The organism is Pseudomonas sp. SJZ080 (assembly GCF_007828295.1).
GTDB lineage: Bacteria > Pseudomonadota > Gammaproteobacteria > Pseudomonadales > Pseudomonadaceae > Aquipseudomonas > Aquipseudomonas migulae_A.
The window spans coordinates 1-13,346 of sequence record NZ_VIUK01000019.1; the positions used below are offsets into that span (position 1 = coordinate 1).

General features: G+C 58.8%; 15 protein-coding genes. 8 read left to right on the plus strand and 7 right to left on the minus strand.

Translation table 11 applies throughout. The features are described from left to right. Positions 1-94 precede the first annotated feature (94 nt). Positions 95-241 carry a hypothetical protein gene (locus tag FBY04_RS32415; RefSeq protein ID WP_178118313.1) on the plus strand — a complete coding sequence of 49 codons (147 nt, stop codon included), beginning with the start codon at positions 95-97 and terminating at the stop codon, positions 239-241. A gap of 63 nt (positions 242-304) precedes the next feature. Here FBY04_RS32415 and FBY04_RS22090 read toward each other — a convergent pair whose 3' ends face one another. Further along, positions 305-997 (minus strand): RES family NAD+ phosphorylase, encoded by a 693-nt coding sequence (locus tag FBY04_RS22090; protein WP_145316876.1) that lies wholly within the window; start codon positions 995-997, stop codon positions 305-307. Continuing rightward, entirely contained in the window at positions 991-1,395 is a 405-nt protein-coding gene (locus FBY04_RS22095; RefSeq protein WP_145316878.1) for an antitoxin Xre-like helix-turn-helix domain-containing protein, read from the minus strand. Before FBY04_RS22095 ends, FBY04_RS22090 begins: the two co-directional genes overlap by 7 nt. A 131-nt stretch (positions 1,396-1,526) precedes the next feature. On the opposite strand from FBY04_RS22095, the gene FBY04_RS22100 reads away from it, so the two are divergent. Continuing rightward, entirely contained in the window at positions 1,527-1,919 is a 393-nt protein-coding gene (locus tag FBY04_RS22100) for a GFA family protein (protein WP_145316880.1), read from the plus strand. A 73-nt stretch (positions 1,920-1,992) separates the two neighbouring features. Here the strand turns inward: FBY04_RS22100 and FBY04_RS22105 are convergent, their stop codons facing one another. Further along, entirely contained in the window at positions 1,993-2,808 is an 816-nt protein-coding gene (locus FBY04_RS22105) for a hypothetical protein (RefSeq protein WP_256667119.1), read from the minus strand. A 250-nt stretch (positions 2,809-3,058) separates the two neighbouring features. On the opposite strand from FBY04_RS22105, the gene FBY04_RS22110 reads away from it, so the two are divergent. After that, entirely contained in the window at positions 3,059-3,673 is a 615-nt protein-coding gene (locus tag FBY04_RS22110) for a dihydrofolate reductase family protein (RefSeq protein ID WP_145316884.1), read from the plus strand. Between the two features lie 78 nt (positions 3,674-3,751). Further along, entirely contained in the window at positions 3,752-4,231 is a 480-nt protein-coding gene (locus FBY04_RS22115; protein ID WP_145316886.1) for a VOC family protein, read from the plus strand. Positions 4,232-4,425: 194 nt separating this feature from the next. Here the strand turns inward: FBY04_RS22115 and FBY04_RS22120 are convergent, their stop codons facing one another. After that, positions 4,426-4,851 (minus strand): hypothetical protein, encoded by a 426-nt coding sequence (locus FBY04_RS22120; RefSeq protein ID WP_084321238.1) that lies wholly within the window; start codon positions 4,849-4,851, stop codon positions 4,426-4,428. A gap of 127 nt (positions 4,852-4,978) precedes the next feature. Here FBY04_RS22120 and FBY04_RS22125 point away from each other — a divergent pair, with 127 nt between their 5' ends. Then, the gene (locus FBY04_RS22125) at positions 4,979-5,629 is read left to right on the plus strand and encodes a TetR/AcrR family transcriptional regulator (protein WP_084321237.1); all 651 of its coding nucleotides are present in this window, start codon (positions 4,979-4,981) and stop codon (positions 5,627-5,629) included. A gap of 16 nt (positions 5,630-5,645) precedes the next feature. On the opposite strand, the gene FBY04_RS22130 is transcribed toward FBY04_RS22125, so the two are convergent. Continuing rightward, positions 5,646-6,323 (minus strand): bifunctional 2-polyprenyl-6-hydroxyphenol methylase/3-demethylubiquinol 3-O-methyltransferase UbiG, encoded by a 678-nt coding sequence (locus tag FBY04_RS22130; protein ID WP_145316888.1) that lies wholly within the window; start codon positions 6,321-6,323, stop codon positions 5,646-5,648. A 319-nt stretch (positions 6,324-6,642) separates the two neighbouring features. On the opposite strand from FBY04_RS22130, the gene FBY04_RS22135 reads away from it, so the two are divergent. From FBY04_RS22135 to FBY04_RS22145, 3 genes are all read left to right on the plus strand, one after another. Beyond that, complete coding sequence (locus FBY04_RS22135; RefSeq protein WP_145317050.1) at positions 6,643-8,502, plus strand: ABC transporter ATP-binding protein; 1,860 nt, start codon at positions 6,643-6,645, stop codon at positions 8,500-8,502. Positions 8,503-8,839: 337 nt separating this feature from the next. Continuing rightward, a complete protein-coding gene (locus FBY04_RS22140) occupies positions 8,840-10,414 on the plus strand; it encodes a phospholipase D family protein (protein WP_145316890.1) in 1,575 nt (524 codons plus the stop codon). 91 nt (positions 10,415-10,505) lie between these two features. Then, on the plus strand, positions 10,506-10,904 hold the full coding sequence (locus FBY04_RS22145) for a DUF5329 domain-containing protein (protein WP_145316892.1): 399 nt from the start codon (positions 10,506-10,508) through the stop codon (positions 10,902-10,904). A 237-nt stretch (positions 10,905-11,141) separates the two neighbouring features. Here FBY04_RS22145 and FBY04_RS22150 read toward each other — a convergent pair whose 3' ends face one another. Further along, complete coding sequence (locus FBY04_RS22150; RefSeq protein ID WP_145316894.1) at positions 11,142-11,876, minus strand: SDR family oxidoreductase; 735 nt, start codon at positions 11,874-11,876, stop codon at positions 11,142-11,144. 295 nt (positions 11,877-12,171) lie between these two features. Beyond that, a complete protein-coding gene (locus tag FBY04_RS22155) occupies positions 12,172-13,116 on the minus strand; it encodes an AraC family transcriptional regulator (protein ID WP_145316896.1) in 945 nt (314 codons plus the stop codon). Between the last annotated feature and the right edge of the window lie 230 nt (positions 13,117-13,346).

Here is a 13,346-nt window from a genome sequence, read left to right on the forward strand (position 1 = left end):
CACTCTTATCGTTGCTATTAGTCATAAACATAACCGTTTGCCTATCCCTTATCGTAAGGGGGAAACGGTGTCCTGTCTTTCATGGGGCTCGTTCATGAAGTCAGTCAAGGTTGCTCGTGCCCAGGCAGAGATAGAACCCTTGGGGCCGCACCTTGGAAAATCAGGCGGTCACTATTACCCGTTGTCCGAAGCGTCCAAACGCTACATCGAGAAATACGGCATCCCCTACGGCAGCTGGTAAACATCACCGCACAAAAAAACGGGCGCCTATCAAGGCGCCCGTTTTCATTCCGGCATGACGCAATCAAGCCTCACTGATCTGACTGACACTCGTCACCTGCCCATTCCAGATCATCTCGTAATGCGCCGCCTGAATGACCGATAAAACCGGTTTCGGCGTCATCAGCGCCCAGCAATGACTGCCGTGCATTCGCACCGAGTTATAACGAAGCCCGGGACAACCTGCGTCTTTGACCAACTTTCCCAAACGCCGGGAATGGGAGTAATCGTGCGGATCATAAACAGGATCGGTCATCGCAATGGACGTCGCATCTTTCATCCCTGCATCCCCAAAAGAGCAGGACAACCCCCGGAAAACAAACCGCTCATAGTTCAGGCTCGGCACGTTCGACCAATACAGACTCTGGTGATGTTTCACTTCGGCCAACGCCGTTTCCATGGTGTCCGCCAGATACAGCACACCAAAACGGCCATCGCTGAACCGCGAACCCGCCGGGTTGACGTGGGTGAACGGCGCTGTCGCGTAAGAGCAGCCCGGAATACCGAACGGGATTTCACTGCGGCGAATCAGCTCAAGGCGACCCACTTCATTTTTCAACCTGGGGTTGGTGAGTTCCTGTATCTGATACAGCACCTCGAACTCGTCCGCGTCGGCGACGTCATCAAACAAAGCCACCGGTGGGAACTTGGAGTTGACCAGTCGATAGGCTTGCAATGGCTCACCGGCAAGTTCTGCCAGTTCGTCCAGCCTCACCATTGCGCACCACGCAGCACGTCGATGCGGCGGAAGGTTTCATACAACGAAATCATGTCGCCCTGAGCCATGATCTCGAGCGGCGAGCGGCCGTTGAAGAATTCGTTATCGTTGGCCATCGACGGGAAGCCGTAGACGTTCTCCGGATTATCGAACACCAGGCGCAAGGCGGCGTGGATGTTGAGCACAAAGCTGATGCGCTGCATCTGATCCGCATCCAGCGCCACGGCCCAGTCGGGATCGCGTTGGCGGGCGCGGGTGTAGGTGCTGCGGGAAATGCGCAGGATACGGCAGGCCTGATCGCTGGACGCCTTCCACTTCTCGAGGATGCCGACAGCAGCACGCAGGCCCGTTACACACTGGCTCTTGCTAAAGGCTTGTTGCTGGAGGGCAACGGCCATGTTCATTACCTCTTTTTTAATCCATGGATTCAAAGTTAGGTAAAAAGCGTCTAGAGAGCAAGTTCGTGGCGACCAGTGGGGGCTGCTATCGTTATTAACCTTCCGACTGCATAAATGAAAGGAGGCGCAGCATGGACCGATTTACCGGTGGCTGCCTGTGCGGCAACGTCCGAATCGAAGCGTCGGGACGTCCCTATCGGGTCGGCCTGTGCCACTGTCTCGACTGCCGCAAGCATCATGGCGCGCTGTTTCACGCTTGCGCGATATTCCCCGAGGAGGCGGTAACGATTACTGGCGAAACGCGCGACTACGCCGGGCGGTTTTTCTGTCCGCGCTGCGGCTCTTCGGTTTTTGCCCGCACTGATGACGAAATCGAAGTGAGCCTGGGATCACTGGATGCTTCTGATCAACTGACGCCAACCTACGAAAGCTGGATCATCCGTCGCGAGTCCTGGTTGCCGCCGTTTCCGCTCACGAGGCGGTACGAGCGCGACCGTGAAGGTGCGGGGCGATTGGAGGAGTAGGGCGCACGAAAGGCGTGAGGGCATCACGCCAATGTCAGGATCGCTACGCCAGCAAATCGGCGTCCGATCGGCGTCACGATGTCAGCGATTGAAGTTTCTTCAGAATCTCGACGCTCGGATCTGCGTTCCTGGCTGCGCTGGATTGTTCGCTGTCAGAGCCGTCCGTCACGACACCCGCGAGGATTTCAGCCAGGTTGTGAAAGTGGCCGGTCTTTTTCTCGGCCGGGTCCGTGCCACCGCTCTGATTCAATGCCGCTTCCAGTGACAAGTGCTGGGACAGCCATTCAGGCGTGGCTTTTTCTTCAGGGCTCATGTTGTCCATAAAAGCCAGCGCCGCCGTGGCTCGACCGAAAGGGTCATTGATAAACGGGTCTTTCCAGTTTTTTTGCTGGTCCGCCGGGCCGCTGTAATAACCGGTGGCGAGCCGGGCTTGCTGGCGCATCAAGGCTTGCGCCGAGGCTTGTTCCTGAGTGGTGAACTTCCCGCCCTGATTGGTGGCGACGGCGTTCAGCGAACGTCGGTCCAGATCGCCCATCAACGCATTACGGTCTTCATCGCTGCCGGTGTACGGTTTGCCGCTGGCGGTCATCAGTGCGTATTTTTCGTCCATGCGCTTGCGGGCATCGGCGGCCACTTCGGCAAAGGTCTTGTCCTTGGAACTCGAGACCGCGCCAGGCTTGGAAGCGCCCAGAACGAGTGCGTCGGCGTTCATCCCCGCACGCACCGGGAAGAATGGCGCGTTACCCGCGATCGAGTTGCTGTAATCGGTAGAGGTGCTGGACAGGCTCACCGAATCATCATTCTGCGGCTTGGCCTGATCATCTTGCGTGACGCGTTTTTGCGCATCGGCGGCAGCCTTTGCATCGACGGCAGACGTGTAGGCAGACATCGCCGTATTCGTTGAAGTTGAAGCAATGATCATTGTTCTTCCTTGACGAGGGCAGCCAGTTGGCCGCGTTGAGACGCTCAATGTCGGACAAGGTACGCCAAAATTGTGAACCTGGCATTTACATGTACATCGCACTGTCGATTTCGCAGTGTCTCGTTCGATTATGGGTCAGGGAGTGAGTCGGATGATCGCGATGATCTTCGGCGTTCCCTGCACAAGAACGTTCTCGAAGACGAACCGGGAGAAGACCATGCGCACACTCACCGTTGCCGCTTTCATCAGCCTGGATGGCGTCATGCAAGCGCCCGGCGGGCCCGAAGAGGATCGCAGCGGCGAATTCCGCTTCGGTGGCTGGATCGTGCCCTACGCCGACGAAGCCACCGGCCAGGCTATAACGGATCTGTTCTCGCCGCCGTTCGAATTGCTGCTGGGGCGTCGCACCTACGACATCTTCGCGGCGTATTGGCCGCGCATCCATAACCACCCGATTGCAGACCCGTTCAACCAAGTGCCCAAGCACGTGGCCACGCATCGAGCCGATACGCTTGAGTGGCACAACAGTCATGCGCTGAAGGGAAACATTGTCGACGCGATACGCGCGCTCAAGCAGCAGGACGGCGCCCGGCTGCTGACGCAGGGCAGCGGTGATCTGGTCCGCCAACTGCTGGCAGCAGGGGTGGTGGACGAACTTCGGCTGATGATTTTCCCCGTCGTGCTGGGGTGCGGCAAGCGCCTGTTCGACGACAGCGCACTGGCGTCCGCCTTCACGTTGGCGAACTCGACCACCACGCCGGGCGGTGTGCTGATCACCCGCTATGTGCGCAGCGGCGATGTGCGAACAGGAACGTTCGAAGACGCTGAGTAGCGAGCGTCAGTATTGCGCCACTGACCTGATTGACTGCTTGGCTAGAATGAAACGTCAGCCCATTGTTGGAGAACCGAAATGACCGGCAAAAACACGATTTGTCTCTGGTACGACGGCGACGCACTGGACGCCGCGACGTTCTACGCCAAGACGTTCCCGGACAGCGCGGTGGGCAATGTCCTCCGCGCGCCCGGCGACTATCCGGCGGGCAAACAGGGCGATGTCCTGACCGTCGAATTCACGGTGATGGGCATCCCGTGTCTGGGGCTGAACGGCGGGCCAGGGGTCAAGCACAACGAGGCCTTCTCGTTCCAGGTGGCGACCGACGACCAAGCCGAAACGGACCGCTTGTGGAATGCGATTGTCGGAAACGGTGGCCAGGAAAATGTCTGCGGCTGGTGCCAGGACAAATGGGGGCTGTCGTGGCAGATCACCCCTCGTGTGCTGACGGCGGCGATCAACAATCCAGATCGAGCGGCGGCCAAGCGCGCGTTCGACGCGATGATGACGATGGGGAAGATCGATGTTGCGGCGATTGAAGCGGCGCTTGGGCATTAGCCCGCTGGGGGGCTTGGACATGTTGGGTGCCTCGTGAGTCGTGTCGAGCGCACCCAACCAATATCGTCCTTATTGCCTGTCGACCGCCGTATAACTGTGGGAGCCGGCTTGCTGGCGATGGCGGACTGCCAGCCAATAAATCAATCGCCTGACCCACCGCCATCGCCAGCAAGCCGGCTCCTACAGGGGGCGTGTTATGACAGGCGCGATTCCCGTGCCGCGCTGCTCAAGCGTTCAGTCGTGGTGCTGATGCGCGAGAACACCAACCACGCAAACAGCAGCACACTGCAGCCAACGAGAACGGATGCGACTGCAATCAAGGGCTCGACTGAAGCGAAGCCCTTGAGGCGCAGCGTCAGTGCGCCGAGCATCACCGGGACGCCCACGTTGTACATCCAGAACTGGACTGCCGCAACGCGTCCTTCGGTGATTGACGGGTGCGCAGTGCCGATGATTCCGAACAGGGCCATCGACACCCATCCCAACAGATTGACATGGGCATGTACCGCGAACAGCGAGTGGTCGCCGGAAGCGCCCATCGTCACACCCAGCGCCACGCCAATGGCGAAGTAGAGGGCAGCGAGCCGAAACCAGGTCCGCGAACGGGGGTTGTGATTCATGGCATTCACCTCATGCGCCCAGAGGCGCGCTCAGTTGCTGAAACATAATGGGCGACCCTTGTAGATTGGTTGCCGTGTGTCTATTATGAGACTAAGTCTCATGAAAAGACAGAGTCTCATATATTCCATGTCGATCCCCAAGTCAAGCCCGTCGAACCCCGACGGCGATCCCCAAGGCCGCGCCAACCAGAAACTGCGAACGCGCCAGGCGTTGATCGATGCCGCCATCGCTTTGCGCGACGAGGGTCATCACCCAACGGTTGCGCAAGTGGCCGAGCGCGCAATGGTCTCGCGCGCCACGGCGTATCGCTACTTTCCCTCGACCGAGGCGTTGATCAGTGAGATGGCGGCCGATCGCGAAATGAAGCCGCTGGACAGCTTCTGGCAGCCGGGAGACGATCCGGTAAAGGGCATTGGCCTGGCCGCGAACGCGTTGAACACACTCTTGATCGACGACGAGATCGGCCTGCACGTGATGGAACGTTCGTTCATGTCGGTGTGGCTGGACAGTGAGACTCACGAGCCTCTGCGGCCAGGTCGGCGCATGAGCTACATCGAGCCGATCGTCGACTCGCTGAAGGGCGTGCTCACCCCCAGGGCGCGCAAACGCCTGAAGCAGGCGCTGTCGATCGTTATCGGCACCGAAGCGTTGATCGCCGTGCGCGACATCAGTGGCGCGAGCGTTGAAGAGTCACTCGACACCGCGGCCTGGGCGGCGAAGGCGCTGGTTCGTCAGGCCTTGGCGGAGGAGGAACAGGCGCGGCAGAAGCGAAAGTGAGGCCGGGCGCCATCGCTTACTCTCGGCGCACAGGTTCGGCGATCAAGAGCAACGACTGCGGCACAGGACTCTGTGGGTGCTGCGGCTCTTGCAGGCCGGCCAGCCGAAAACCGGCCATGTCCAAGGCGTTGAGCCAGCTGGACAAGGTGCGGAAATACCACGGCATGGGTTGCCACTGTCCCTTGAACCCGGCAAAGGTCTCTGTGCGCCAGCCATCCTGATAATCACCCGCCGCCGCGGTCCATGGGTGCAGAGTCTGGATCACCAGTGCACCGTCAGGGACGAGCAAGGTGTTCATGGCGGCGAGCAGAGGGATGATGTCTTGGTGCAGCAAGGCGAAGTTGGCGCAGATCAGGTTGTAGTCACGACCGATAGCGACTTTCGCCTCCACCAACGCTTCGTAACTTGCCAAATGCACCGCTGAAGTTCCCGCTGCCCGGGCCGCTTCGACCAGCGTCGCATCGCCATCCACGCCGACCGCCTCGATGGAGCGTTCCGTCAACGCCCGCAACAGCCAGCCCTCACCGCAGCCCAGGTCGAGCACGCGCTTGGGCTGACGGCCCAGCACTGCCAGCAGGATCGCCTGGTCTGTGACCGTGTGGCGGCTTTCTATGGTGCCGGCGCGGATGGCTTCGATCCAGGACCGCGCGTTAAGGTGCCAGCTTTGGAGGAGGGTGGATTCAGGGGCGGACATGGCGGCGACCGGCGTTGTGGGTTGGATGAAGGATAGGACAAATGTTGAGGGGCGAATGGGGCTGGGCAGGCAACTGGTTGAACGAAAGGGCGATGAGCCTCTCTTTATGCTCACTCAGTCGAGCGCGATCATCTTCTACGCAGCCGAAAAGGCTCCAGAACGGCTCTTGCCCCGGTGTCGCGAGCCACAGGGCGTCGTGTATGAACGCTTCTTCTTTTTGACTGATGTCATCGCACCTCCGGGCTCTCTAACGTCGCAATACCCTCAAAGCAACCGTTCAATGGCAGAATCTCTCAACTTGATCGTTTTGGAGAACACCATGCTTCGTGCGTTTGAACGAAGGCTCGACCCCTTTCCTCCTGACGAGGTACCACCGCCACCCGACGGCCTGGCTCGCTTTCTGTGGGCCTGTACGCGGGGCGCCCGCGGTTACATCCTGGCGCTTGCGCTGCTCAGTGCCGGTGTGTCGATTTATGAAGCCTGGCTGTTTTTCTTCCTCGGACAGGTCGTGGACCTGCTCTCGACCTGGCAGGCAGGCGGTGAAGCGGCGGCACAGGAAAGTCGCGCGTTGTGGGGCATGGGTATCGTCATGATGGCCAGCGTCGGGCTGGTGGCGTTGCGCACCATGGTGCAGCACCAGATATTGGCGATCAATCTGCCGTTGCGGCTGCGCTGGGACTTCCATCGCCTGATGCTGCGGCAGAGTCTTTCGTTTTTTTCCGATGAGTTTTCCGGCCGGGTCACTACCAAGGTGATGCAGACTGCGCTAGCGGTGCGCGACATGCTATTCACCCTTATCGAGATCGCACCCGGGATCGGGGTGTATTTCATTGCGATCATCGCACTGGCCGGCGGCTTTGCTCTGAAACTGATGCTGCCTTTCGTTGCCTGGGTCGTGTTGTTCGGGCTTGCCATGTGGTACTTCGTGCCCCGCCTGGGGAAAGTCGGGCAGGAACAGGCCAATGCGCGGTCGATGATGACCGGTCGAATCTCGGACGCCTACACCAACATCACGACAGTGAAGCTGTTCTCCCACTCCAATCGTGAAGCGCACTTCGCGCGTGCAGCGATGGAGGATTTCAAGCAAACCGGCTTTCGCCAGATGCGCCTGGTCAGCCAGTTCGAGATCGTCAACCAGGCGCTGGTGGTGGCGTTGATCATGGCAGCAGGTGGCTATGCCCTGTGGCTATGGCACCAGGGTGAGGTCGGTGCTGGTGCCGTGGCGGCAATCACCGCCATGGCGTTGCGTATCAATGGCATGTCGCACTGGATCATGTGGCAAATGACCTCGCTGTTCGAGAGCATCGGCACCGTGCAGGATGGCATGGCAACCCTTACCCGCGGCCCAAAGGTGCAGGATGCGCCGGACGCGGGCGTGCTGGTGACCTCCGGCGGCGCGGTAACCTTCGATAACGTGAGCTTCAACTACAACGGCGAACGCCAGGTGCTCGATGGCCTGAGCCTGAACATCCGTCCGGGCGAAAAAATCGGCCTGGTTGGCCGCTCTGGCGCCGGCAAGTCCACGCTGATCAACCTGCTGCTGCGCTTCTATGATGTCGACCGCGGGGAGATTCGCATCGACGGCCAAAACATCGCACAAGTGACGCAAGACAGCCTGCGCGGCGCCATCGGCATGGTCACGCAGGATACCTCCCTGCTGCACCGTTCCATTCGGGACAACATCGCCTACGGCCGTCCCGATGCGACCGACGCGCAAATCCGCAGCGCCGCGGCCAATGCCCAGGCCGATGAGTTCATCAGCCAACTGAGCGACCGGCAAGGCCATACCGGCTACGACACCCTTGTGGGTGAGCGGGGCATCAAGCTGTCGGGCGGCCAACGCCAACGCGTCGCGATTGCCCGGGTGATGCTCAAGAACGCCCCGATCCTGCTTCTTGACGAAGCTACCAGCGCGCTGGATTCGGAAGTCGAAGTGGCCATTCAGGAAAGCCTAGATGAAATGATGCAGGGCAAGACCGTGATCGCCATCGCCCATCGGCTGTCTACGATTGCGGCCATGGACCGGCTCATCGTTATGGATGACGGACGCATCATCGAGCAGGGTACTCACACCGAATTGCTTGCGAAGAACGGCATCTACGCGCGGCTGTGGCAGCATCAAAGCGGCGGGTTTCTGGGTGAGGATCAGGGAGTGGTCGAGGCTATGGATCAGGTGTGAGCGTGAAGGGCGCGCAGCAGGGGGCGATGGGGGCGGGCCACGACCCTTGGCTGACATTGCCCCTTCTGTATGAAAGGGCGGTGGATACGAAAATGAGTCGCGGTGTCATTTTCATAAGCTTTGGCAGTTGGTTTTTTTCTTGCCGATTACTGTCGGCACTAAATTTTCCGCCAGGGGCAAATACCTCAGTCGCCAGCGGATGAACTACGCTCCAAAAACAACCCCGCAGATCGAAGAAACAGTGCGCAAGGTGGATACGACCAGAAAGCTGGTGGAAACCAACGGGCCATTCTTCGGGATCCGGCATCCCTGATCGCCACCACCCGGAGTACGCTCCGTGAGAATCAAACAGCCCCTTCTTGCTTTACTGGTGCTCGCCTTGCTGTTTGGTGGCTGTACGACACTCAATGTCCCTCGCGAACCCAGTCAGGCCTTGCCGGCGAGCGATTCGGCGTTCGGCCGTTCCATCCAGGCCCAGGCAGCGCCCCATGAGGGCCAATCCGGCTTTCGCTTGCTATCCGGCAGTGCCGAAGCTTTCACCGCCCGCGCCGAGCTGATTCGCAACGCCCAAAGCAGCATCGACTTGCAGTACTACATCGTCCACGACGGCATCAGTACGCGGATACTGGTGAGCGAGCTGCTCGACGCCGCCGACCGCGGAGTCCGCGTGAGGATTCTGCTCGATGACACCACCAGCGATGGTCTGGACCGAATTATCGCGACGCTGACTGCGCACCCGCAGATTCAGGTCCGCGTGTTCAACCCGCTGCACCTGGGCCGCAGCACCGTCGTGACGCGAACGATGGGCCGGCTGTTCAATCTGTCGCGACAACACCGGCGCATGCACAACAAGTTGTGGGTGGTGGACAACAGCGTGGCTATCGTCGGAGGGCGAAATTTGGGAGACGAGTATTTCGATGCCAAGCCCGACAAGAATTTCACCGACATCGACATGCTGAGTGTGGGCCCGGTTGCAGAGCAGCTGGGGCATAGTTTTGACCAGTACTGGAACAGTGCTCTGAGCAAGCCGATCGAGCAGTTTCTCTCGACCAAACCAACAACCAGGGACCTGAAAAATACCCGGACCCGGCTGGACGAATCCCTGGAGGAAACGCGCAAACAGAATCATGCGCTCTACCAACAATTGATGGCCTACACCACTCACCCACGTCTGCATGTCTGGCGCCGGGAGCTGATCTGGGCCTGGAATAAAGCGATGTGGGATGCACCGAGCAAGGTCTTGTCGAAGGGCGAACCAGCCCCGCATTTGCTGTTGACCACCCAGCTGGCACCCGATCTTAACGGGGTCACCAAGGAACTGATCATGGTGTCGGCCTACATGGTGCCCGGCCAGCCGGGGGTGGTGTATTTGACCGGTCGTGCCGACGCCGGCGTGTCGGTCAGCTTGCTGACCAACTCGCTGGAAGCCACCGATGTGCCCGCCGCGCACGGTGGTTACGCCCCTTATCGCCAAACCTTGCTTGAGCATGGTGTGCAGTTGTTCGAATTACGCCGCCAGTCCGGCGACGATGGCGACAGCGACAGTGGACCGCGTCTGTTCCACCGCGGATCCTCCGAGAGTTCCGACTCCAGCCTGCATAGCAAGGCGATGATTTTCGACCAACAGAAAGCTTTCATCGGCTCGTTCAACTTCGACTCGCGCTCATTATTGTGGAACACCGAAGTCGGGGTGTTGGTAGATAATCCGGAACTCGCCGGACGCGTGCGCGAACTGGCCCTGGAAGGGATGGCTCCGCCTCTCAGTTATCATGTCCTGCTGGAAAAGACTCAGCTGGTCTGGGTCACCGAGGATGACGGCAAACAGCATACGTTGACCAAGGAGCCGGGGAGTTGGTGGCGTCGCTTCAATTCGTGGCTCAGCAGCAGGATCGGGCTGGCGAAAATGTTATAGCGACAAATGGGGCCACTTCCTGCCTGGCAAAGCCTCTTTTATAAAAGTGACATAGACGAACGGCATGTCACTTTCAGGACCAGGATGAATCATGCGGATCGGGACAGGTGGCATGGCGCGGCTTGGCATCCAATTGATGATGGCTGCGGGTATTAGCCTCATCGGAATCCTCACGAGTGTGCAGGTTCAAGCCACACCTCAAGCCACTCAAGAGATAAAAGGCTTGCTGGACTTTGTCGAACACAGTGAGTGTCAGTTTGTGCGCAACGGGAGCGGATACCCGGGCCCCCGCGCTCGGGCGCATCTGGAAAAGAAGCTGAATTATCTTGAAGGCAAGAACATGGTGAACAGCGCAGAAGACTTTATCGATCTTGCTGCCACCAAAAGCAGTATGAGTGGCCGCGTGTATGAAGTGCGCTGTCCAGAAGGCGTAGAACCGGCAAGCAACTGGTTGAAGAGGGAGCTAGAGAGGCAACGCCAACTTCATTGATAATGTCTCAGGCCTAAAATAGTCAGGTTGGCGATGGGGTTTTTTACTTACATAATGTGAACCGCACTTTGGAAAAAAGGCGATGCTTGTCTGGCTGGGTGGTTTCATATTGATCGTGGCCGTTACTTGCTTTCAGTCGCTGTAATGAGCTGCTGTAACGGGCCGATTGCTGCCCTTCGTGAAGGGCTGCTATCGCCTAAAGCAGCCGCTCATGCGACTGCTTCCTCCCCAAACTGCTCAGTGCGGGCTAGCAGTAGGACGAACCACAATTTCACTGACATCAACATCGTCGGGCTGTTCGATCGCATAGGCGAGTGCTCTCGCAATGGCATCTGCGCCGAGCGCCACACGGCGGAACGCTTTCATTTCCTCTCGCGCCACCTCATCGGAAATCGTATCGGCCAGTTCGGACTCGACGACTCCCGGGCACACTACGGTGACCCGAATCTTGTCTGTTTCCTGCCGCAGACCATCCGAGATAGCCCTGACTGCGAATTTGGTCGCGCAGTACACCGCGGCTGTCGGAGATACTGCAAGGCCGCCGATCGACGAAATATTGATGACCTGGCCGGATCCTTGAGCCTCCATGCTCGGCAAGACTGCGGCAATACCATGCAGCACCCCGCGGACGTTGACATCGAGCATCTGGTTCCACTCGTTGACCTTCAATGAGGCCAAGGGCGAAAGTGGCATCACGCCTGCGTTGTTGATGATCACATCCACCTTGCCATATTGCGCCTTGGCGAAGTCCACGAAAGCATGCATGGAATTCAGATCCGTAACGTCGAGTGCGCAGGCACTTGCCGAGCCACCTTCGGCACGTATCTCGTTCACAAGCTTTTCCAGACGCTCGGTACGGCGGGCACCGAGCACCACTCGGGCACCTTTGGCTGCGATTAGCCTGGCCGCTGCTTCGCCAATACCACTGCTTGCACCAGTAATCAGTACGACTTTGTTTTGGATGTTCGACATATCCGGAGCTCCTGCTTTATGCATTGAAGTTCAGCTCCGACCGCTGAAGGCGCGGGCGTTGCTAATGGGTACGTCGGAAAGGTTAAGGGCACTTGTCGGGTCGACGCGTGCCAAAACCTGCGCAACTTTTGCCTATTCGTGTCTGTGTACTTAGCGACGGCAGAGTCGCGCCAGATTGTCGCTCGAAGTTACCAGAGCCTGATGACTGATCCAGAAGCGCTGCTCTATGCTGGCCAGGTCCGGTTTCGCGTCGCAGCGACCGGTTCAAGCCTGAAAATGTATGAAGGAACGACGCTCAAGCCCCACGAAACTCGCTGGGCGTTACGCCCACCTCACGACGAAACACCTGGGAGAAATGACTGGGGCTTGAGTAGCCGACCTCCAACCCAACATCGATGATGCTACGTCTGGTCTCAAGCAACAGAAGCCGCGCACGGATCATGCGCAAACGGATGAAATACTGAGAAGGCGACAGTCCTGTCGCACGCTTGAACATGCGGCTGAAGTGGTACTCACTCAGCTCGGCAAGCCTTGCAAGGTTTGCCAGGCTGAATTCAGCGCCCAGATGCGCAGTCATCGCATCAGTGACTTTACGCAGTTTGTGCGCTTGTAACGCGTTAACCCGACGCTCAGGCTGGATGTCGGCGATGTAACTGCGCATAAGATGTACTGCCAGCGCCTGTGCCAGAGAGCGGGCAAAAAGTGGGCTGGGTGAGCGCTCTTCGACCAACTCAGTGCGCAACTGCTCCATGACGAACGCGACTCGCGCGTCCCGTGCACCTGATACATCGCGCAAACGTACAAGCCCAGCATGTTCACCCAGCAGCTCCCTCGAAGCTTGCTCTATCAGCGGTAAACCCAGATACAGATGCATGACTTCGAAGGTATCGCCCCCGTGAGTCTGCCAGCGCATTTCATACGGCTCATCGGAACTGGTGAGGAAAAAATCACCGGCGCTGACATCTGCCGCTTCCCACTCGCCACCCCGTACGCGCTCCTCCACCTTCGCTGTCCCTTCCAGAACCAGGACCAGCAGCGGTTCCACCACCGCAGGTACCAGAATGGGTTCAATGATGCTGCGATGGGTAAACAGCTGAATCACAATGTCCTTGATTTCCGGATGCGCTGGTAAAGCCTGCGGCTCGCCTGGCAGGTATTCACGCATCGACTCCCCGGTGATGCGTAAGCCAGGGGAGGGTGTCGGATCCTGTTCCAGAGACGTTAGCTTGGTACTCGCCATGAACATGTCCTTTTCGTACTCGGTTATGCACAGCCAGACAGGCTTCAACCATTCTCCAAGCGCTTACCCGTACCCCGTGCGATGAGACTGTATTGATGATATCGGGCTTTTCCCGCTCATTGAATGGAGGGTCGAGCCTTTCCAACTTCACATTCAGCGCAAAACCCCGACAGCTTCGGCAAACCCACGAAAGCCGGCTTCCCCTTGTTGCGAGACAGTAGCTCCGTCGC